The 19,677-nt window shown below is 68.4% G+C and carries 19 protein-coding genes and 2 pseudogenes; 10 read left to right on the forward strand and 11 right to left on the reverse strand.

The genetic code is table 11. The features are described from left to right. The first annotated feature begins 88 nt into the window (after nucleotides 1-88). Nucleotides 89-409: a transposase gene (locus ACK5M9_RS15695; RefSeq protein WP_416894061.1), complete on the forward strand. Its 321-nt coding sequence runs from the start codon at nucleotides 89-91 to the stop codon at nucleotides 407-409. Between the two features lie 34 nt (nucleotides 410-443). Here the strand turns inward: ACK5M9_RS15695 and ACK5M9_RS15700 are convergent. Then, nucleotides 444-902, reverse strand: a pseudogene (locus tag ACK5M9_RS15700) (transposase); the annotation flags it as partial. Nucleotides 903-1,084: 182 nt separating this feature from the next. On the opposite strand from ACK5M9_RS15700, the gene ACK5M9_RS15705 reads away from it, so the two are divergent. Together ACK5M9_RS15705 and ACK5M9_RS15710 are read left to right on the forward strand one after the other, a co-directional pair. Continuing rightward, nucleotides 1,085-2,355, forward strand: a protein-coding gene (locus ACK5M9_RS15705) for an IS3 family transposase (protein ID WP_416894062.1) whose coding sequence is annotated in 2 segments (ribosomal slippage) — nucleotides 1,085-1,367 and nucleotides 1,367-2,355 — 1,272 coding nt in all. Because the reading frame shifts where the segments join, the coding sequence is not laid out codon by codon here. A gap of 33 nt (nucleotides 2,356-2,388) precedes the next feature. Next, a pseudogene (locus ACK5M9_RS15710) lies at nucleotides 2,389-2,694 on the forward strand (transposase); the annotation flags it as partial. Between the two features lie 23 nt (nucleotides 2,695-2,717). On the opposite strand, the gene ACK5M9_RS15715 reads toward ACK5M9_RS15710, so the two are convergent. Continuing rightward, nucleotides 2,718-4,115 (reverse strand): hypothetical protein, encoded by a 1,398-nt coding sequence (locus ACK5M9_RS15715; RefSeq protein WP_416894063.1) that lies wholly within the window; start codon nucleotides 4,113-4,115, stop codon nucleotides 2,718-2,720. A gap of 307 nt (nucleotides 4,116-4,422) precedes the next feature. Between ACK5M9_RS15715 and ACK5M9_RS15720 the strand changes: the two genes are divergently transcribed. Further along, on the forward strand, nucleotides 4,423-5,952 hold the full coding sequence (locus ACK5M9_RS15720) for a hypothetical protein (RefSeq protein WP_416894086.1): 1,530 nt from the start codon (nucleotides 4,423-4,425) through the stop codon (nucleotides 5,950-5,952). Nucleotides 5,953-6,053: 101 nt separating this feature from the next. Here ACK5M9_RS15720 and ACK5M9_RS15725 read toward each other — a convergent pair whose 3' ends face one another. Beyond that, nucleotides 6,054-6,848: an S-methyl-5'-thioadenosine phosphorylase gene (locus ACK5M9_RS15725; RefSeq protein ID WP_416894064.1), complete on the reverse strand. Its 795-nt coding sequence runs from the start codon at nucleotides 6,846-6,848 to the stop codon at nucleotides 6,054-6,056. A gap of 34 nt (nucleotides 6,849-6,882) precedes the next feature. Here ACK5M9_RS15725 and ACK5M9_RS15730 point away from each other — a divergent pair, with 34 nt between their 5' ends. Further along, nucleotides 6,883-7,752 carry a 1,4-dihydroxy-2-naphthoate polyprenyltransferase gene (locus ACK5M9_RS15730; protein ID WP_416894065.1) on the forward strand — a complete coding sequence of 290 codons (870 nt, stop codon included), beginning with the start codon at nucleotides 6,883-6,885 and terminating at the stop codon, nucleotides 7,750-7,752. Between the two features lie 225 nt (nucleotides 7,753-7,977). Beyond that, on the forward strand, nucleotides 7,978-8,994 hold the full coding sequence (gene fabH, locus ACK5M9_RS15735; RefSeq protein WP_416894066.1) for a beta-ketoacyl-ACP synthase III: 1,017 nt from the start codon (nucleotides 7,978-7,980) through the stop codon (nucleotides 8,992-8,994). A 12-nt stretch (nucleotides 8,995-9,006) separates the two neighbouring features. On the opposite strand, the gene ACK5M9_RS15740 is transcribed toward fabH, so the two are convergent. Beyond that, the gene (locus tag ACK5M9_RS15740; protein WP_416894067.1) at nucleotides 9,007-9,378 is read right to left on the reverse strand and encodes a DUF4229 domain-containing protein; all 372 of its coding nucleotides are present in this window, start codon (nucleotides 9,376-9,378) and stop codon (nucleotides 9,007-9,009) included. A 46-nt stretch (nucleotides 9,379-9,424) separates the two neighbouring features. Between ACK5M9_RS15740 and ACK5M9_RS15745 the strand changes: the two genes are divergently transcribed. Continuing rightward, a complete protein-coding gene (locus ACK5M9_RS15745; protein WP_416894068.1) occupies nucleotides 9,425-9,580 on the forward strand; it encodes a hypothetical protein in 156 nt (51 codons plus the stop codon). Nucleotides 9,581-9,604: 24 nt separating this feature from the next. Here the strand turns inward: ACK5M9_RS15745 and ACK5M9_RS15750 are convergent, their stop codons facing one another. The 7 genes from ACK5M9_RS15750 to hemL all read right to left on the reverse strand — a co-directional run bounded on the left by ACK5M9_RS15750 (nucleotide 9,605) and on the right by hemL (nucleotide 16,840). Then, complete coding sequence (locus tag ACK5M9_RS15750) at nucleotides 9,605-10,732, reverse strand: MinD/ParA family ATP-binding protein (RefSeq protein ID WP_416894069.1); 1,128 nt, start codon at nucleotides 10,730-10,732, stop codon at nucleotides 9,605-9,607. Between the two features lie 83 nt (nucleotides 10,733-10,815). Next, a complete protein-coding gene (gene ccsB, locus ACK5M9_RS15755) occupies nucleotides 10,816-11,796 on the reverse strand; it encodes a c-type cytochrome biogenesis protein CcsB (protein ID WP_416894070.1) in 981 nt (326 codons plus the stop codon). Next, nucleotides 11,793-13,484: a cytochrome c biogenesis protein ResB gene (gene resB, locus ACK5M9_RS15760; protein ID WP_416894071.1), complete on the reverse strand. Its 1,692-nt coding sequence runs from the start codon at nucleotides 13,482-13,484 to the stop codon at nucleotides 11,793-11,795. Before resB ends, ccsB begins: the two co-directional genes overlap by 4 nt. Beyond that, nucleotides 13,481-14,275 carry a cytochrome c biogenesis CcdA family protein gene (locus tag ACK5M9_RS15765; RefSeq protein ID WP_416894072.1) on the reverse strand — a complete coding sequence of 265 codons (795 nt, stop codon included), beginning with the start codon at nucleotides 14,273-14,275 and terminating at the stop codon, nucleotides 13,481-13,483. The genes resB and ACK5M9_RS15765 overlap by 4 nt, the downstream gene beginning before the upstream one ends. Beyond that, nucleotides 14,272-14,916, reverse strand: a complete 645-nt coding sequence (locus ACK5M9_RS15770; RefSeq protein ID WP_416894073.1) for a TlpA disulfide reductase family protein — start codon at nucleotides 14,914-14,916, stop codon at nucleotides 14,272-14,274. Before ACK5M9_RS15770 ends, ACK5M9_RS15765 begins: the two co-directional genes overlap by 4 nt. After that, complete coding sequence (locus ACK5M9_RS15775) at nucleotides 14,913-15,521, reverse strand: histidine phosphatase family protein (RefSeq protein WP_416894074.1); 609 nt, start codon at nucleotides 15,519-15,521, stop codon at nucleotides 14,913-14,915. Before ACK5M9_RS15775 ends, ACK5M9_RS15770 begins: the two co-directional genes overlap by 4 nt. After that, nucleotides 15,521-16,840, reverse strand: a complete 1,320-nt coding sequence (gene hemL, locus ACK5M9_RS15780) for a glutamate-1-semialdehyde 2,1-aminomutase (RefSeq protein ID WP_416894075.1) — start codon at nucleotides 16,838-16,840, stop codon at nucleotides 15,521-15,523. Before hemL ends, ACK5M9_RS15775 begins: the two co-directional genes overlap by 1 nt. 116 nt (nucleotides 16,841-16,956) lie before the next feature. Between hemL and ACK5M9_RS15785 the strand changes: the two genes are divergently transcribed. The 3 genes from ACK5M9_RS15785 to ACK5M9_RS15795 are packed head-to-tail and all read left to right on the forward strand — an operon-like array spanning nucleotide 16,957 to nucleotide 19,489. Continuing rightward, a complete protein-coding gene (locus ACK5M9_RS15785) occupies nucleotides 16,957-17,346 on the forward strand; it encodes a nitroreductase family deazaflavin-dependent oxidoreductase (RefSeq protein ID WP_416894087.1) in 390 nt (129 codons plus the stop codon). After that, a complete protein-coding gene (locus ACK5M9_RS15790) occupies nucleotides 17,343-18,566 on the forward strand; it encodes an enolase C-terminal domain-like protein (RefSeq protein ID WP_416894076.1) in 1,224 nt (407 codons plus the stop codon). Before ACK5M9_RS15785 ends, ACK5M9_RS15790 begins: the two co-directional genes overlap by 4 nt. Beyond that, nucleotides 18,563-19,489, forward strand: coding sequence for a ketopantoate reductase family protein (locus ACK5M9_RS15795; RefSeq protein ID WP_416894077.1), 927 nt, complete (start codon nucleotides 18,563-18,565; stop codon nucleotides 19,487-19,489). Before ACK5M9_RS15790 ends, ACK5M9_RS15795 begins: the two co-directional genes overlap by 4 nt. Nucleotides 19,490-19,677 lie beyond the last annotated feature (188 nt).

Below are 19,677 nucleotides of genomic sequence, written 5' to 3' on the forward strand. Positions count from 1 at the left end.
TCGGACACCGTCCGCCGATTTTGGTGGGGTTAGTGAATCACCCCGGGGTTTGATGCACACCTTCTTTCGAGGGAAGATAGTTCGCATCATGGCAAAGAGGTACGACGACGAGTTCAAGGCCCGGGGGGTGCGGTTGGTCACCGATCATGTCGAGGAGTACGACGCCCGCACGGCGTGCATTGCCGGTGTCGCCAAGCGGTTGGGGGTGTCTTATGAGTCGCTGCGCCGCTGGGTAAACCGGACCGAGGTCGACACCGGCCAGCGTGATGGGGTACCCACCGATGCCGTGTGGGAGTTGCGTGGACTTAGACGCAAGAACCGGGAGCTTGAGGAAACTATCGGAATCCTCGAGGCAGCAACGAGTTTCGTCGCGCGGGAGGGTCGCGCCCGGTGGGGTGGTGTAAGTTGAGCCGACGTGTTGGGTGAGGCTTTGTAGGTTTTCACTATGCCGTGAGAGCGGCTGTGGGGGCAACACTTTCGGTGGGTTTGCCGTTCGGGGCGTTGGTGTTGAGTAGGGCCAGGGTGGCTTCGGATAGGCAGCGTTTGTCGGCGACATGCCATTCGTCGTGGGCTTCGACGGGCACGGAGCCGGCCAAGCGCAGCAGTGCGGCGGGGTTGGGGAAGACACCGACGACGTCGGTTCTGCGTTTGATCTCGCGGTTGAGACGCTCCAACGGATTGGTCGACCAGATTGTTTTCAAGTGCGCGACCGGGAAGTCGGCAACGGCGGTGACGTCATTGGCAGCATCGCGCAGCATGGTCTCGACCTTGGGGAATTGGCGACCGAGCATGGTGGCGATGGTGTCGAGCTGTTCGCGGACGTGCCCGGCATCGGGTTGGGCGAAGAGGGTGCGGATCGCCGCGGCCACCATTTCCGCGGCGCCCTTGGGCACATGGGCTAATCCTCGATTCACCGATGAACGGGCTGGTTATTCGGGTGTCGGAATGATGAAAGTGCCCTCTGAGCTGGAAAGATCGGTGTTGTCTAGCAATGATCTGACCGGTTCAGGAAAGGCACTTTCAGTGCGATTGTGAACCGGACCGGGTTTCTTGCGCGCCTTCTTCTGAGGGAAGGATGGGCACGATGCCGAGCAAGTACGACGAGAACACCAAGGCCAAGGCGGTGCGGTTGGTCCGCGAACACTGCGATGACTACGCCACGGAGTGGGCGGCGATGCGGGAGATCTCCGGCCGACTGGGGATGAGCGCGGAGACGCTGCGCAAGTGGGTGCGCCAAGCCGAGGTCGACGCGGGCGAGACGGCCGGGGTGTCCAGCGAAGAGAAACGCGAGCTTCGTGAGCTGCGCCGGAAGAACCGGGAGCTTGAGACAACGATCGAAATATTAAAGGCCGCAACGACTTTCTTTGCGCTGGAGTGCGACCCGCTACACCGTTGATCTGCGAGTTCATCGACGATCACAAGGAGCGGTTCGGGGTCGTACCGATCTGCCGCGCCCTGGGTATCCAGGGCGCGGCGATCGCCCCCCGCACCTATTGGGCTCACCGGTCAGCGGCACCGTCGAAACGGGCGCTGTGGGACACCACGATCACCGAGATCCTGGCCGGCATCGACGAACCCGACGCTGACGGTAAACGGCCGCCAGAATGGCTGTACGGCAGTGTGAAGATGTGGGCACATCTGCGCCGCCAGGGCATCCCGGTGGCCCGCTGCACGGTAGAACGGCTGATGCGCGTCAATGGCTGGCGCGGCGTGACCCGAACCCGCCGGGTGCGCACCACCGAGCGACATCCGGCCGCCGAACGGGCGCCGGACCTGGTGGGTCGCCGCTTCCGGGTGTCGCGGCCCGACGCGTTGCACGTGGCTGACTTCACGTACGTGCCGCTCGATGGCGGCGGGTTCGGCTACACCGCGTTCGTCATCGACGCCTACGCCGGGCTGATCCCCGGCTGGGAATGCTCGCTGACGAAGAACACCGCATTCGTCGAACGCGCTCTGCTTTCTGCCGCCGCTTACCGAGCTCGTCAAGGCCATTCATTGACCGGGCAAACCATTCATCATAGCGATGCCGGGAGTCGGAATACCGCAACGCATTTCACTGAATCGCTGATGTTGTCCGGGCTAATTCCGTCGATCGGGACCGTCGGGGATGCTCTGGACAACGCGCTGGCCGAAACGACGATTGGGCTGTACAAAACCGAGTGCGTGCGCGACGGCTCACCGTTCCGGGCCGGTCCGATTCGGACTCTGGCCGACCTGGAGAAGATCACCTCCGCTTGGGTCCACTGGTACAACACCAGCAGGCTGATGCACCGCCTGGGCCGACGCCCGCCGACCGAAGCGGAGGCCGGGTATTACGCTCAACAACCGATCGGAGACCACACCGGTCACACGTAACCAGGTGTGCATGAAACCCGGGATGCTTCAACCCTATGGCCACAAGCGATAACCCAAACCTGCGTTGTTCACCTGCTGCGCAACAGCTTTCGATATGCGTCGAAGAGGGACTGGGCAGCGATCACGAAAGACCTGAAGTTGGTCTACACCGCGGCCAGCGATTCCGCAGCACTCGAGGCGTTCACCGGGTTCAGCCAGACCTGGGGCGAGCGCTACCCGGCGATCATGAGTCTCGACCCAACCGGCAAGGGCCGACAGCGCTGGATGAACCGATGGAAAGCCCCACTCAACGCGTTCGAGCTAGCCTTCCCCGGACGATTGACCGCAGGACGAAAGTAAAAGTACAACAACAAGTTACACCGTTAACTTGACAGTCCCACTAAGCCATCCAGGTCCGACGGCGGCTTCGGCGCCGGCTGCGGGGGAGGTTTGGGCGCCGCAGGCCGCGGGGCCTGGGTTTGCGGCGCCGCAGCCGGCGGGGCCTGGGTCGGCGGCTGAGTGGGCGCCGGTGTGGGTACAGGCGCAGCCGCGGAGGGCACGGGCGCAGCGGTTGTCGGCGCGACTGTGGTCGGCTGGATCGTCGCAGTCGCTGGCGCCTGGGTGATCGGCTCGGTCGTCGGCGCCTGGGTCGGCGCCCGAGTCGTCGGCTGAATCGTCGGTTGGGTTGTCGGCGGCTGCGTCGTCGGCTTTGCCGTAGTCGTCGGCGGCTGCGTCGTCGGCTTTGCCGTAGTCGTCGGCGGCTGCGTCGTCGGCGGCTTGGTTGTCGGCGGCTGCGTCGTCGGCTTTACCGTCGGCAGCGGGACCGGCGGCTTGACAATCGGCACCGTCGGCATGCCTGGCAGCCAACCGGGGAACGGGACGATCACCGGAACCGGCAACGGTGCCGGCAGGGGGATAGGTACCGGCGCCGGAGCCACCGGAACCGGTACGGGAACCTCCTGGCGCGGTGCGACCCCCTGGACAATGGGAACGGTGCCGCCCTGGAAGCCCGCATTGGGCACCCCGGCCGGAGGAAGCGGCACCGGAGCCTGCTGCTCGGTGGGCAACAGCGGCATGAACTTACCCGGTTGCGCGTTCTGGTGACCTTCAACGGGCATCGACGCGGCAGTCGGACGCACGGTGACAGCAACGGCAACCGCCAGCGAAGCGAAGCCGAGCACCGTGAATGCCACCACAGCGTTGCTGATGAGCAGCCGCTTGAGCCCCAGACCGCCCGCAGGAGCACCGGGGTCGTCATCGAACCCGGTGTCGTAATCGGTGTCGTATTCGCCGTCGTAATCGCCGTCGTATCCGGCGTCGTAGTCGCCGGCGTATTCAGCCAGGGCGTCGTCATCCGCCGCCGGCGAGACGACGTCCTCGGACTGCGAATACGCCAACTCCTCGTCCCCCGCGCCGCAGTGTCCGGTGCCGGAAGTTGAAACAGCTGCCGTCGCATCCCCGCCAACCACCGGCGCCACCCGCGTCGCATCCGCGGCCACCGCCACCACCTGGACGTTCGCGACACCGCCGTACTCCAGCGCCTGCCTCAGCTGGTCGGCCAGATTCGCATCCTCCACGGCCAGCCACGTCCCGACCAGTCGATGCCCGTCGGCCCCCAGCAACCGGTTGGTACCCGCCACCGTCTGCACCAAGGCTTCGACGGGGTTGTCAGCCAGGTCGACGGTGTATTGGTCGATCGGCCCGTCGCCGGATGCAGCCGCGTCGACCAGGACCAAGCGTGCGACCGGGCCCGCGACCACGACCCTCAGCACCACGTCCATGTGCGGCTTCCCTTCGGCCGGCCGCCCCGCTACCGGCATTGTCCGGTGTCGCTACATTGCGATACCGTCGGCAATACTCGTCATCCGGGCGACGGTGTTTCTCCGTGATCCCAGCGTAGCCACAGTCCGTACCAGCCAGAGCGGTCAGCGCAGATCCATAGCTTGCTCACAGCGACGACTACGTCTTCCGAATGGAGAATATGTTCGCAAGCCGACAACGAGGCCGTCTCGGCAGGGGGTTCCCCTACCGAGGAAATACCGCCTCTACCAGCAATACCCAACCTCGATCCCTGGGGGCATCGTGACGCTGACCGGCGACGAAACGCCGACCAATCCCATTCCCGACGCAGCGGCGCACCTGGCTCGGCGCCGCAACACCATTCGGGACCTGATCGCGATCGGCTTGTTGCTACTGGCACCGCTGTTCCCGTGGAATCTCTACTTCGGGTTGGGCATCCCGGGAAGCAGCACGGTGATCTGGGAGGTTCTGGCGCTGGTGACGCTGATGTCGCTGGCGGCGCCGGTGTTGTCGCGGGCGCACATCGACCCGGTCGTGCTGAGTCGACTGCGCCTGGGTCTCAACGTTCCCTACCTGCTGCTGATCGGAACGTTCATCGCCTACAACGTGTTCGAATCGATCATGCTGGGGGGCACCGTCGGCGTACCGGGCGGTATCGGCCCGGGTGGCTGGCTTGGCTTTGCCGGCGCGCTATTGAGCGCACAGCCGGTATTCACCAGCCCCGTCGTAGACGAAGTCCGCCACCAGCGTTGGCTGCGGGCAGCCCGGTTCCTCGGCTACACATCGATAGCCGGCGCGGTCCTGGGGGCGGGCTTCAACCTGGCCTGGCGGCTGCGATACGCGTTGCAGGGCATCACCGGCACCGAGACGTTCGGTACCCGCAACATAGCCGTCATCCTGACCGCGACGGTGTACGGCCTGGTCGCGCTGACGGCGGTCGTGGTCGCGTCATACTGGAGCCGGCGCAACACCAAGGATTCCCGGTTGGTCACCGGGGCGCTGGCCGCGTCGACGCTGGTTGCCGGCATGCTCGTCTGGACCCTTCCGGTCGGCCGCGAAATCGACGCCTTCCACGGCATTGCCCAGAACACGACAACGGCCGGAGTCGGGTACGAGGGCTACCTGGCCTGGACGGGCACCGCGGCACTGTTCCTACCGTTGGCGCTGTTCAGTTCCCCGGAGACCCGGGCAGACCGGGAGCTCTGGCGCAATGCCATCCGCAAGGCGCTCGCGCTGATCGGAGTCTGGTGTCTGGGCTCGGTTCTGATGAGGATGACCGACTTCGTCGTCGCGGTGATCCTGAACTACCCGTACTCGCGGTACGACACCATGACGCTGGCGGCGTTCGACCTCACCACCGCAGCCCTCGCGTGGTGGCTACGGGCCCACCTGTCCGGCGCCGCGCTGCGGTCACGGCTCACCTTCGCGTTGAGTGGCTTCCTGTTCACCCTCACGGTGTCGCGGGTATTCCTCGGAGTCATGCTGGCCCCCCGGTTCGAGGAATTGCCGGGCGTGGTGGTCAACCGGGTGTACGGAAACAACCTCGCCCAACAGATCACCAGCACATTCGACGTCGCACTGTGCGGGGTGGCGCTGTGCGTCTTCATCGGAGTCATCATCGCGGGCCGGATTCGCAGACCCCGGCGACGCCCTCCCGGCGGCCGCCCGGCACGGCCCCCCGCCGGTGGATCACCGCGCCCCGCCGGTGGATCACGACCCCCGGCTCCGGCTGGGCCGAGCCGGTCACCGCGGATCGCCCGGCCCACTCAGGGGCCGCGACAGCCGAGGATTCATCGGCCGCCCGGCACCCCGGCATAGGCTTCGTCCACCGAGCGCGACCGCACAGTAACGCTCGGCGACGGACGCGACCGCACAGTAACGCTCGGCGACGAAGGTCGCTCCAGCCGTAGCCAACCCACTCAGGGCAGCTCGAACGGCAGCGGCACCCCGGCATGCCGCAGACAGTGTGCGCAGCTCCGCTCGGGCAAGACCCGCCCGATCGCGGCCCGCACCAGCTTTTTGAGCATCTCGATGTTCTCGCCGAATCCCGCGAACACCTCGGCACCGGTCACACCCTCCCCGGCCGCCACACCGGCATCCACATCGGTAACCAAAGCTATTGTCACATAGCATAATTCAAGCTCGCGAGCCAGTATCGCCTCAGGGTATCCGGTCATGTTGACCAGGCTGAACCCCGCCGAGGCGAACCACCGGCTTTCGGCCCGGGTGGAGAACCGCGGCCCCTGGATGACCACCATGGTGCCGCCGTCGACCACCTCTGGCCCGTCGGGCGCACCGGACACGCCGGCGACGGCGGCCCGCAGGGTCGGGCAGTACGGGTCGGCGAAGCCGGTGTGCACTGCACCGGTGTCGAAATAGGTGTCCGGCCGCCCCCTGGTGCGGTCGACCAGCTGGTCGGGCACCACCACCGCCCCGGGGCCGAAGGCCGGGTCGAGACTGCCGACGGCGCACGGGGCGAACACCCGCCGCACCCCCAGTGCACGCAGCGCCCACATGTTGGCCCGGTAGGGCACCGTGTGCGGGGGGTATTCGTGGGCGGCCCCGTGCCGGGGCAGGAAGGCGACTTCGTGCTCACCGACAACGCCGATCGTGATGGGTCCGCTGGGCTTGCCGTAGGGCGTGTCCGGGAAGACCGTGCGGGTGCCCGCATCGAAAAACGTGTAGAACCCACTGCCACCGATCACCGCGAGCATTCGCTCATTCTCGCCCATGGGGCAGGATGCCCTGGTGGCCAGTTTTGCGCAGTGGGCATCCGGCGCCCGCCCACGAACGCTGCCGAACGCGGTGGCACCCGTTGTCGCGGGCACCGGCGCGGCCGCCTGGGGGCACGGCGCGGTGTGGTGGAAGGCGCTGTTGGCGCTGGCCGTAGCCATCTCGTTCGTGGTCGGGGTCAACTACGCCAACGACTACTCCGACGGCATCCGCGGCACCGACGACGACCGCACCGGCCCGGCACGGTTGGTGGGTTCGCGGCTGGCGACCCCGAACGCGGTGTTGACCGCCGCGTTGATCAGTTTGTTCACCGGCTGCGTGGCGGGGCTGGCACTGGCACTGGTCAGCTCACCCTGGCTGATCACTGTGGGCATCGCCTGTGCCGCCGGGGCCTGGTTGTACACCGGCGGATCCAAGCCCTACGGGTATTCGGGTTGGGGGGAGGTGGCGGTATTCCTGTTCTTCGGCCTGGTCGCCGTCCTGGGCACCCAGTACACCCAGGCCCTGCGGGTCGATTGGGTAGGTCTGGTGCTGGCCGTGGCCATCGGGGCGCTGTCGTCGTCGGTACTGGTGGCCAACAATCTGCGCGACATTCCCACCGACACCCGCGCCGGCAAGTTCACCCTGGCGGTTCACCTGGGGGACCGCCGCACCAGGCAGCTCTACCACTGGCTCCTGGCCGCCGCCGGCGCGTCAACACTGCTGCTGATGCTTGCAACCCCGTGGTGTGCCGTGGCACTGGCGACCACCCCGCTGGCACTGCGGGCCGACCTGCCGGTGCGAACCGGCCGGGTCGGGGCGGAACTCATCCCGGTGCTGCGCGATACCGGGCTGGCGATGCTGATGTGGGCGATCGCGGTATCCACCGCGCTGGCGCTGGCCTGAACAGGGCTGGCTGCCGACTCCAGACCCGCACGCCTAGAGTCGTTCGCGAGCGTAACGGGGCTGCGTTTTCGCGCTCCGAATTTCGCCCTGGCGTTACGCTCGCGAGCCAGCGGGATGTATCCACCGCGCTGGCGTTGGCCTGAACAGGGCCGGCTGCCGACTCCAGACCCGCACGCCTAGAGTCGATCACGTTCAACGGGTGCGAGCCGACAAGTGAGGACCGCTATGCCAGAGATCGCGTCCGCCAGCGGACCAACGAAGGTCGGTTTGCTCAGCGTCGGGGCGTATCGCCCCGAACGGGTGGTGACCAACGACGAGATCTGCGAAAACATCGACTCCTCGGACGAGTGGATCTATTCGCGCACCGGCATCAGGACCCGCCGGTTTGCCGCCGAGGAGGAGACAGCGGCATCGATGGCCACCGAGGCCTGCCGCCGGGCCCTGACGAACGCCGGACTCACCGCGGCCGATATCGACGGCGTGATCGTCACCACCAACACTCATTTCCTGCAGACTCCACCGGCCGCTCCGATGGTCGCCGCAGCCCTGGGGGCCAAGGACGTTCCGGGGTTCGACCTGTCGGCCGGATGCGCCGGGTTCGGATACGCCCTGAGCACCGCGGCCGGCATGATCAGGGGCGGCGGCGCCGCCAAGATGCTGGTGGTCGGTACCGAAAAACTATCCCCGACCATCGACATGACCGACCGGGGCAACTGCTTCATCTTCGCCGACGGCGCCGCCGCCGTCGTAGTGGGCGAGACACCGTCGCAGGGCATCGGGCCGACCGTCGCCGGCAGCGACGGAGAACAGTCCGGTGCCATCCGGCAAGACATCGACTGGATCACGTTCGCCCAGAATCCCGAGGGTCCGCGCCCGTTCGTCCGGCTCGAAGGTCCGGCGGTCTTCCGTTGGGCGGCTTTCAAGATGGGTGACGTCGGCCGCCGCGCGCTGGAGAGCGCCGGGGTCGAACCCGACCAGATCGACGTGTTCGTGCCCCATCAGGCGAATCGCCGCATCAACGAACTACTGGTCAAGAATTTGGACCTAAGGCCGGACACGGTGGTCGCCAACGACATCGAGAATGCCGGCAATACCTCGGCAGCTTCGATCCCGCTGGCGATCGCCGAACTCATGGAATCCGGGGCTGCCCGGCCAGGGGATCTGGCCCTGCTGATCGGCTACGGCGCGGGCCTCACCTATGCAGCTCAGGTAGTCCGGATGCCGCTGAACAGCGTGCGGTGAGGCACGGCGACCTCACCGCATCTCGGACCCGAGGTCGTCCTCGGGCTCGACATCGGTGCCGGGCTCCGCTTCGCCGCGCAATCGGGCACGCAACCGGTCCCGTTCCGTCCGGCGCTGCTCCCCAGCGTCAGCGAGCGCGGCGGTCGCGCGCCGCCGCAGCGGACTGAACACCCAGATGCCCAGTGGCATCCCGATGACGATGCCGAACAGTGCGGCGATGACAACCGGGAAATCGGCCACCCCGAGCAACCTGGCCAGACCGTAGATCACACCGGTGACGGCGACGACCAAGAGCAGCCGAACCACCGAGTAGACGACGACGTCTACGATCCCGCGGCGCAGCGCCGCATTCCTCTGAGACCGGTCGCCCGACGCCGCTGACACGGTTTGAGCCTACGGCGCGGGTATATTCGCTCTCAGGAGGTGTCGAGTGTTGTACCTGCTCGTCGTCCTGGTTGTCGGGACATTGATTTATTTCGGCATACGCGCGGCCCGGTCCCAGGCAAGCCGGCCGAGGATGCGCGTTATCGGACCCGATGACGATCCGGAGTTTCTGCGCCGTTTGGGCGACAACAAGCCGCACTGAAGTCCGGGCCGCACCGGCCGCGGATCACCCGGGGTTCGGACTCAGGTGCGCCTGGTCGCCCGGGAACCCGTCGGCGACCGCTGCCGCCAGCTCGACGACCGCTTCACGGGTCTCCCGCTTCAGCCGGTCGAGGCTGATCACCCCGCCTTCCTCAAGATGCGGGTCGAAAGGTACCACCTGCACCCGACGGCACCGCTGGGCGAAATGATCGACGACCTTGTGCAGGTCGACCTTGCCGGAATTCGACCGGACGGCGTTGATCACCGCGATCGAATCGCGCACCAGGCCTTCGTGGCCGTGGGCCTGCAGCCAGTCCAGCGTTGCCGAGGCGCTGTGGGCGCCGTCGATGGAGCCCGCAGCGACCACGATCAGCACGTCGGCCTTGGCCAGGACCGCCGGCATCGCCGAATGCAGCAGCCCGGTGCCGCAGTCGGTGAGCACCAGGCCGTAGAAGCGGTCCAGGATGCCCAGGGCGCGGGTGTAGTCGTCGCCGTCGAAGGCCTCCGAGACGCTCGGGTCGCTGTCCGAGGCCAGCACTTCCAATCCGCTGCTGTTCTGTGACACATAGCGGCGGACATCGCTGTAACGCTCGATGCTCCCGGCGTCACGCAGCAGGTCCCGCACGGTGGCCGCAGTGCCGGGCGTGACCTTCTCGCGCAGCGTTCCGCGATCGGGGTTGGCATCCACGGCAACCACCCGGTCGCCGCGGATCGCCGCCAGGGTGGACCCCAGGGTCGCGGTGATCGTGGTCTTGCCGACGCCACCCTTCAGCGACAGCACCGCAATCCGATAGCAGCCGCTCAGGGGTCGGTTGATCTGGGCAACCAGATTGTTGTGGCGAGTCGCCCGGGGGCTCTCCCCCAGGTTGATCAACTGCCCGGACAACCCGTACAGCACACGGCGCCATCCCTCCGAGGGAGGAGGCTTGACCGGCCGCAACAGTGCGTCGGCGGACAGTTCCGGGTACCCGGCGTGCGATTGCCGCTCCTGGTACGGCGACGGCGGTTGGGGCTCCGGATCGAACTCGGGCCGGCCGTGACGCGCGCCGGGGTGCTCCTGGGGGCCCGGGTAGTACGCGCCGTAGGCGGTCGGGTCGACGCGGAACGCATCGAACGGGCGCGGCCCGAAGTCTTGAGTCGGATGTTCTGACACGTGCTGGACCCCTTCCGAACCCCTGCTGAATCCCTACTCAACCCCTGCCGAATCCCCCGGGGTCCCGGGTCTTCCGTCTCCGGTCAGCCCACGCCGGCGTAGGAGTGCAGACCGACGGTCACCAGGTTAACGAAGAACAGGTTGAAGACCATGGCGACAAACCCGACGACATTGATCCAGGCTGCCTTGCGGTCCCGCCAGCCCGCGGTGGAACGGGCATGCAGATAGGCGGCATAGACCACCCAGGCGACGAAGGACACGGTCTCCTTCGGGTCCCAGCCCCAGTACCGGCCCCAGGCCTCCTCGGCCCAGATCGCGCCGAAAATAACCCCGAATCCGAATACCGGGAACGCGAAGATCGTCGTTCGGTAGGCGACTCTGTCCAGGGTCTGCGCATCCGGGAGCTTCTGCACCAGGCGCTCCAGCGCACCCCCGGCGCCCGGCCCGCCCGAGGTCTCCCCCAAGTGCGAAGTGCGCAGCAGGAACAGCATGCTGGCGATGCCCGCCACCAGGAACACCCCGGAGCCGAGGCTGACCACCGAGACATGAATCGGCAGCCAGTAGGACCGTAGCGCCGGCATCACCGGTGCGGCATTGGTGTACAGCCAGCGTCCGGACACGGTGAGCAGGATCAGGATCGGCAGCAGCAGGAACACCCACAGCGGGCGGTATTGCGGGCGCCGCAGCACTACCGCGCCGGCAACCAGCCCGCACAGGCAGGTGAGGTTGATGAACTCGTACATGTTGCCCCACGGCACCCGGGTGGTGGCCAGCCCGCGCAACACGATGCAGACGAAAAGCAGACCGATCCCCAAATACAGCACCGCCACGCCCGCGCGCCCCACACGTTCGGCGAAGGGCCGCTGCCGCAGGTCGGCCACGACCCCCGGAGTGGCGCTGTCGGTCGGCACACCGCCGGCCGCCACCGGTTGCGGATCCCGGGTGCGGGCGTAGGCGAGTTCACTGGCCAACAGCATCAGGGCCACCACCAGCGCCACCACCGCCGAGGTGAACGCCCAGTCGGAATACCTGGCCAGGCCGATGTCGATGTGCGCGGCGTTCATGTCACGTCCACTTCTGCGCTCCTCTTGGCCACCGCGTCGCCTGCCGCGGCTGCGCCGGACCCGGGGCCGGGCTCGGGTCCGGGCGCACTGCACCCGGCCAGCAGCCGCTCGGTCAGCCGCTCGAATTCCGCACCCCAGCCGGAGTTGTCGGTACGCGCCAAACCACCCATTTCGATCTCGACGGTACCGGGGACCGCATCGGCGTCCTGCGGGTCGGGGCGGCCCGGGGTGAGCCGCACCCAGATCCGGCGTCGACGTACCAGCAGCGACACCAGCAGCCCGGCCATCATCGCCACGGCGAATACCAGCACCCAGCGCTGGCCGGGGTCGTGGGAGACCTGGATATTGACGAACGGCACGGCTCCGTCGAAGCGGACGACGGTGCCGGCGCCCGGTCCCCGATCGATCCGCACCTGTTCGCCGGCCCGCAGGTTGACCCGTTTCTCCTTGGTCAGCCGGCCCTGCTCGATCAGCCGCGGGTCCAGGTGGAACAACGACTGCGGCCGTCCGGAATCCAATCCGGTGTCGCCGCGATAGATGTCGATGGCCACCGCCGGATCGTCAAGCGCCGGGAAACGCGAAGACAGCAGGCTGCCGTCGAGTTGTTCGGTCGGGGCCAGCAGTCCCTGGATCGCGATCTGATGTTTGCGACGCTCGGCGCCGTCGGGATAGCTGCCGGCCGGCGGGTCGATCCGCGCCACCCCCGAGGACAGCAGCGTCTGCGGGTTATCCGGTTGCCACTGCACGGTCGACGTGCGAACCTGCCCGTCGGGGAAAACCACCGTGAAGGTCGGGGCGTAGCCGTGGCCCTGCAGATAGACCCGGGCGCCGCCGACGCGCAGCGGGTGGTTGACCTCGATCCGGTACGGCCGCCAGGTATCGGTCGTCAGGTCGCTGCCGGCCTGGTAGTCCAGGTCCGCTGCGAACGAGGTGGCCTGCCCGGACGGCAGGTAGTGGGCGTCGAAATTGTTGACCCGCAGGCAGATCGGGTACAGCGACGTGCCGTCGACGGTGTTGCCGGCACGAAACGAGTCGAAGGCGGCCGGCGAGGCCGAGCAGAAGCCGGGGCCGCCGTCGGCGATCACGATCACGTTGCCCTCGTAACCGAAAAGCTTGCCGGCGGCCACCGCGACCAGCAGACCCAACAGCGAGAAGTGGAACGCCAGGTTGCCGAACTCGCGAAGATAGCCCTTCTCCGCGGACACCTCGACGCTGTCCGCGTTGCCCCGGGTGGTGGTGCGCCAGCCGCGCAGCCGGCCGACGATGGTGGCCGCCAAGGCGTCGGCGGAAACGTCGCGGGCCCGGGCCCGCGCGTGCTTGGGCAGCCGGGCCAGATTGCGGGGTGCGGCCACCGGCTGAGTCCGCAGGCTGCGGGCGTGCTCGATGATCCGCGGGGTCAGGCAACCCACCAGGGAGACGAACAGCAGGACGTAGACGGCAGTGAACCAGAAGCTGGAGAACACGTCGAAGGCCTGCAGCTCGTCGAGCCACGGACCGATCACCGGATGGGCACGCAGGTAGTCGTCGACCTTGCCCGCGTTGAGGCTGCGCTGCGGCAGCAGCGCCCCGGGAATCGCGCCCAGCGCGAGCAGGAAAAGCAGGACCAGCGCGGTACCCATCGACGTCAGTGATCGCCAGGTGTTGCGGATCTTCGCCGCGAGCAGCCTCGCGACGCCCGGGCCGCTCATATCGGCAATTTCACGTCGGAGACGAAGGCGTCGCGCAGCCAGGACACGAAGTCGTTCCACACCCCGGTGACCAGTGCGACCCCGACCGACACCAGCAGGACGCCGCCGAATATCTGGATCGCCCGGGTGTGGCGGCGCAGCCAGCCCAGGCCGGACACCGCCCGCGCCGACCCGAACGCCAGCACCACGAACGGAATCCCCAGGCCGAGGCAGTAGGCCACCACCAGGGCGATTCCCCGGGCCACACTGGCCCCGTCGGTGGCCGAGGCGACGGTGATCACCCCCGTCAGCGTCGGCCCCAGGCACGGTGTCCAACCCCGCGCGAACACCGCACCCAGCAGCGGCGCACCGGCCACCGTCGTCAACAGGCGGGGACTGAACCTCGCCTGGCGCTGCAAGGCCGGGATCAGCCCCACGAACGCCAGTCCCATGACGATGGTCAGCACGCCGCCGATGCGCTGTAGCGCCAACTGGTTCTCGATCAATGCCGAGGTCATCCCCAGGACTGCCACGGTGCCCAGCACGAACACCGCGGTGAATCCGGCGACGAACAGGGCCGCCGAACCGGCGACCCGCCACCGCGCCGTCGGCGGCGACGCGAGGCCACCGGGTCCCCGGTCGCCCGCTCCGTCGCCGGCGTCCACACCGACCACGGCGGCCAGATACGACAGATAGCCGGGCACCAGCGGCACCACACACGGCGATGCGAACGACACCAGACCGGCCAACATGCACACACCGAGGGCCACCACCAGTGGCCCGGCGGCGGCGATCTGGGCGAAACCGGTCACCGCAGTCCCGGATCCGGTGCCTGCGGCGTGGCCGCGGAATCCGGTTCGCCCGGCTCCGCGGCGACCCGCATGACCACCGGTTGCAGATCCTGGGCCAGCAGTTCGCGCAGGAACACCGCGGCCACCCGGTGGCGGCGGTCCAGCACCACCGTGGACGGAATCACCGTCGTGGGGTACTTGCCGCCGAAGGCGATCAGGGTCCGCATCGGCGGATCGTAGATCGACGGGAACGTGACGTGGCGGTCGGTGACGAAATCCAGCGCGGCTTGCCGGTTGTTGTCCCGGACGTCGATGCCCAGGAAGGAGACGCCCGACGCGCGGGTCGCGTCGTCGACGCGCTGCAGCTGGCTGATCTCGGCCCGGCACGGCCCGCACCACTGGCCCCACACATTGACGACGACGACCCGGCCGCGAAACGCCGGGTCGTCCAGCGAAATCGTGCGCGCCGGGTCTGTCAGGCTCGGCCCGGACAGCGGCCCCGGGCGGCCCCGGCTATCCGGCGGGTCGTAGAAGATGTCGGTCCGGCCGCCGGGGGACACGAACTCGAAGGTGCCGCCCTGGGCGACGGCATCGCGGCCGGCGCAGCCGGTGAGCAACGAGGCCAGCACCACCGCGGTGAGCACTACCCTGGGCAGGCTCATCGCGCCGCCGGCTCGGAGTACTCCACGCCGGTCGGCCGGTCGCCGTCGTAGACCAGGGTGGTCACCGACGCCAGCGCGCATTCCCGGCCCCGCGGGTCATGCCAGAGCCGCTTGCCGGTCACGTGCATACGCAGTGTCCAGACCGGCAGCTGGTGGCTCACACACACCACCTCGTGACCTGCCCCGCGCGCCCGCGCCCTACCCGCGGCGGCGGCCATCCGGGTCGCGATCTGGGTGTAGGGCTCGCCCCAGGACGGTCGGATCGGATTGCGCAACCGCCACCAGAAGCGCGGATCCCGCCAGGCGCCGTCACCCGGCCCGACCTTTCGGCCCTCGAAGAAGTTTTCCGACTCGATCAGATCGGCGTCGGTGTCGACAGCCAGGCCGTGCCGGGCGGCAATGGGCGCCGCGGTTTCCCGAGCCCGCTGCAGCGGGGAGGCGACCACCGCGACGATGTCACGGCCGGCGAGGAAGTCAGCAACCGCCACCGCCTGCGCCGCACCGGTGTCGGACAGCCGGAATCCCGGCAGCCGTCCGTAGAGGATGCCGGTGGGGTTGTACACCTCGCCGTGGCGCACCACGTGGACCCGGGTCGTTTCGGCCATCAGGGCCTGGCCTCCCGGGCGGCGACGGCAGCAGCCGGCAGCGCTGCCGCGATGCGGCCGAACGCGCCCTCGTCCAGCGCAGCCGAGACGAACCACGCCTCGAACGCACTGCACGGGGGGTAGACACCCGCGTCCAGCAGCGCGTGAAAGAACGGCGGGTAGCGCCACGTCTGGCTGGCCTGGGCGGAGGCGAAATCGGTTACCGGCGTGTCCCCGAAGAACACACCGAGCATGTTTCCGGCCCGCGGAACGCGGTGCGGCACGCCGGCATCGGTCAACGCGCCGGTGAGCATTGCGGCCAGCCGGTCGGCGTTGGCGTCCAGCGCCGCGTAGACGGCGCCGTCGGCGGCCCGCAGCGTCGCCAGCCCGGCCGCCACCGCCACCGGATTACCCGACAGGGTGCCCGCCTGATACACCGGCCCCAGCGGGGCCAGCCGCTCCATCACCTCCGCCCGGCCGCCGAAGGCCGCCGCGGGCAGTCCGCCGCTCATCACCTTCCCGAAGGCGAACAGGTCGGCATCGACCGGGTCGAGTCCGTACCAGCCGGCGCGGCTGACCCGGAATCCCGTCATCACCTCGTCGAGGATCAGCAGCGCGCCGTGTTCGGCGGTGATCTTCCGCAGCCCGGCGTTGTAGCCCGGTGCGGGCGGGACCACGCCCATAGTCCCCGGACTGGCCTCGGTGATCACCGCGGCGATCTGCTCGCCCGCCTCGGCGAACGTCGCGGCCACCGCATCCAGGTCGTTGTAGGGCAGCACGATGGTGTCCGCCGCGGCCGCGCCGGTGACCCCCGGCGAGGACGGCAACCCCAGGGTGGCCACCCCGGAACCGGCGGCGGCAAGCAGGGCGTCGGCGTGCCCGTGGTAGCAGCCGGCGAATTTGACGATCTTGGGCCGTCCGGTGAACCCGCGTGCCAGCCGGATCGCGCTCATGGTGGCTTCGGTGCCCGAGTTCACCAACCGGATCCGCTGCACCGGCGCCACCCGGCCGATGATCTCGGCGGCCAGTTCGGTCTCGGCCGGGGTCGGCGCCCCGAAGGAAAGGCCGTCCGCGGCCGCTTTGACCACGGCATCCACCACGGCGGGGTGTGCGTGGCCCAGGATCATCGGCCCCCAGGAGCAGACCAGATCGATGTAGGTGTCGCCGTCGGCATCGGTCAGGCGGCAGCCCTGCGCCTGCGTGATGAACCGCGGCGTGCCGCCCACCGCGGTGAAAGCCCGCACCGGGGAGTTCACTCCGCCGGGAATCATCCTGCGGGCCTCGTCGAACAGCCGAGCGGACGCTCCCGGCTGCCCGGTCACCCGGTCGGCGCTACCCATGGCGACCAGTGTTCCAGTCTGGGCGGTCCGCTCGACTACAGGGTGTACTCGACTACCGGGTGTAAGAGATCGGGCCGGGTTGAACTTCACCGGGGCATACGAGTTGGATGGATCGCATGCGACTACCCCAACAGCTCGCCCGGTTCAACCGGCACGTCACCAACCCCATCCAGCGGCTGTGGGCGGGCTGGGCCCCGTCCTTCGCCATCATCGAGCATGTCGGCCGCAAATCCGGCAAGCCCTACCGCACCCCGGTGAACGCCTTCCTCGCCGAGGTGGACGGAAAACCGGGTGTGGCGGTGCTGCTGTCCTACGGCCCGGACCGCGACTGGCTGAAGAACCTCAAGGCGGCCGGCGGCGGGCGGATGCAGCGCCGTGGCAAGACCTTCGGAATCACCGACCCCCGCGTTGTCGGCAAGGCCGAGGCCGCCGAGCACGTCACCGGCGCCTCGCGGGTGTTCGCGCGTCTTCCGTTCGACGAGGCGGTCCTGTTCACCCGCACATGACCACGCTGACCGCAGTCCTGGAGCGTTCGATCCCGTTCCACAGCACCGCGGGCGCGGCCCCGGCCAACGCACTGGTCAACTTCTCCGGCCACACCGTCTCGCTGGTGGCCCTGGTCGCCGTCCGGGCCGGCAGACGCGCCGTCGGGGTGGCGTTCAATTCGATCGGGAGGTTCGCCCAGAGCGGAATCCTGCGCGAACGGATGATCCCCCGGCTGCTGGCCGCACCTCCGCAGATGCTGCTCGACGATTCCGGACGGCTCGATCCGGCCGCGGTGCTGGCGTGCGCCATGCGAGACGAGAAGCCGGGCGGGCACGGGGACCGGGCAACCGCTGCGGCCGCCCTGGAACTGGCGTGTTGGGATCTGAACGCCAAACTCGACGACGAACCCGCCTACGCGAGCATCGCGCGTCACTTCGGTCGCGTCCCGGCCGAATCGGTTCCGGTGTATGCCGCCGGCGGCTACTACTACCCAAGTTCCGGCTCCGGATCCGGCTCCGGATCCAGCTCCGGATCCGGCTCCGGCTCCGCGGCTCTGGCCGACGAGCTGCGGTCCTACCTCGACCTCGGCTACGACGCGGTGAAGATGAAGATCGGCGGGGTCCCGATGGCCGAAGACCTCGCCCGGGTCGAGACCGCGATCGCGATTCTCGGCGACGGCGGGAGGGTCGCGGTCGACGCCAACGGGCGGTTCGACCGGGCGACGGCCACCGCCTGGGCCGCGGCGCTGGCCCCCTACGGGCTGCGCTGGTACGAGGAGCCGGGCGACCCGCTGGATTTCGACACCAACCGTGCGGTGACCGACTGCTACGGCGGCGCGGTCGCCACCGGGGAGAATCTGTTCTCGGTGCCCGACGTGATCAACCTGCTCCGGTACGGCGGCATGCGGGCGGGCCGCGACATTTTCCAGATGGACGCGGGGCTGAGCTACGGATTGACCGAGTACGCACGAATGATCGAGGTGCTCGAATCGCACGGCTTCGACCGCCGGTTCGCCCTCCCCCACGGCGGGCATCTGATCAACCTGCACATCGTGGCCGGGCTGGGCCTGGGCGGCTGCGAAGCGTATCCGGGGGTGTTCCAGCCGTTCGGGGGCTACTCCCCGGGCTGCGCACTGGGTGCGGGCAGGGTCGCCCCGACGGACGCACCCGGCTTCGGGCTGGAACAGAAGCCGGGACTGGCCGAGGCAATCGACGAGTTGACGGGACAGGGGTGCGGATGAAAATCGGTCTGATCGGCTGCGGCGCAATGGGTTCCATCTATGCCGCCAAGCTGGCCGCCGCGGCCAACGAGGTCGTGGTGGTCGACAGCTACCGGCCGGGCATCGACGCGATCGCCCAGCACGGGCTGCGGGTCAGCGGCCCCGGCTACGACACCACGGTGCGGTTGCGGGCCGCCACTGTCGCTCCCGCCGAGCCGATGGACCTCGTCATCCTGGCGGTCAAGGCCGCCGACGTGACCACCGGCGCGCAGCAGGCACTTCCGATGCTGGGCGAGGCCACCCCGGTGCTGACCATCCAGAACGGCCTGGGCTCGGCCGAGACTGTGGCCGGGATCGTCGGTGATCAGCGGGTGACGGTGGGGATCGCCAGCGGATTCGGGGCGTCCCGGGTGGCGCCCGGGCATGTGCACCACAACGCCATGCGCGCCATGCGCTTCGGCGCGTACTCGTCGCTGCCGCACGCCACGGTGGAGTCGATAGCGCGGGTGTGGACCGACGCCGGATTCGACGCCGCCGCCGTCTCCGACATCGCCGCCATGCAGTGGGAGAAGCTGATCTGCAACGTGGCCTACAGCGCCCCGTGTGCGTTGACCGGCATGACCGTCGGCGAGGTCATGGACGACCCGGACATGGGGCCGGTCAGCAGGGCCGCGGCCACCGAGGCCTGGCAGGTGGCCACGGCGTCCGGCATCGCCGTGAACGTCACCGATCCGGTCGCCCACGTGCGCGACTTCGGCGCCGGCATGCCCGGCGCGAAACCCTCGGCACTGCTCGACCATCAGGCGCGTCGCGTCAGCGAGATCGACGTCATCAACGGTGCGATACCGCGCCAGGGAGCCCGCGTCGGCGTCGGGGCACCGGTGAACGCGACCCTGACCGCGCTGGTCAAGACGGTCGAAAAGCGCTGGGGTAGCGGAGATTAGCGGCGCAGGCGGCTGCGAGTCGTTCGCGAGCGTAACGGGGCTGCGATTTCGCGCTCCGGATTTCGCCGTGGCGTTACGCTCGCGAGCAAGCGGGTTGAATCGCACCGGCAATTAGCCGACCGTGCGGATCCGCCCGGTCGACTTCGCCGCGAAGAACACCCCGACCACCAGCACCCAGGACAACAGGC

The organism is Mycobacterium sp., assembly GCF_047975165.1.
Taxonomy (GTDB): domain Bacteria; phylum Actinomycetota; class Actinomycetes; order Mycobacteriales; family Mycobacteriaceae; genus Mycobacterium.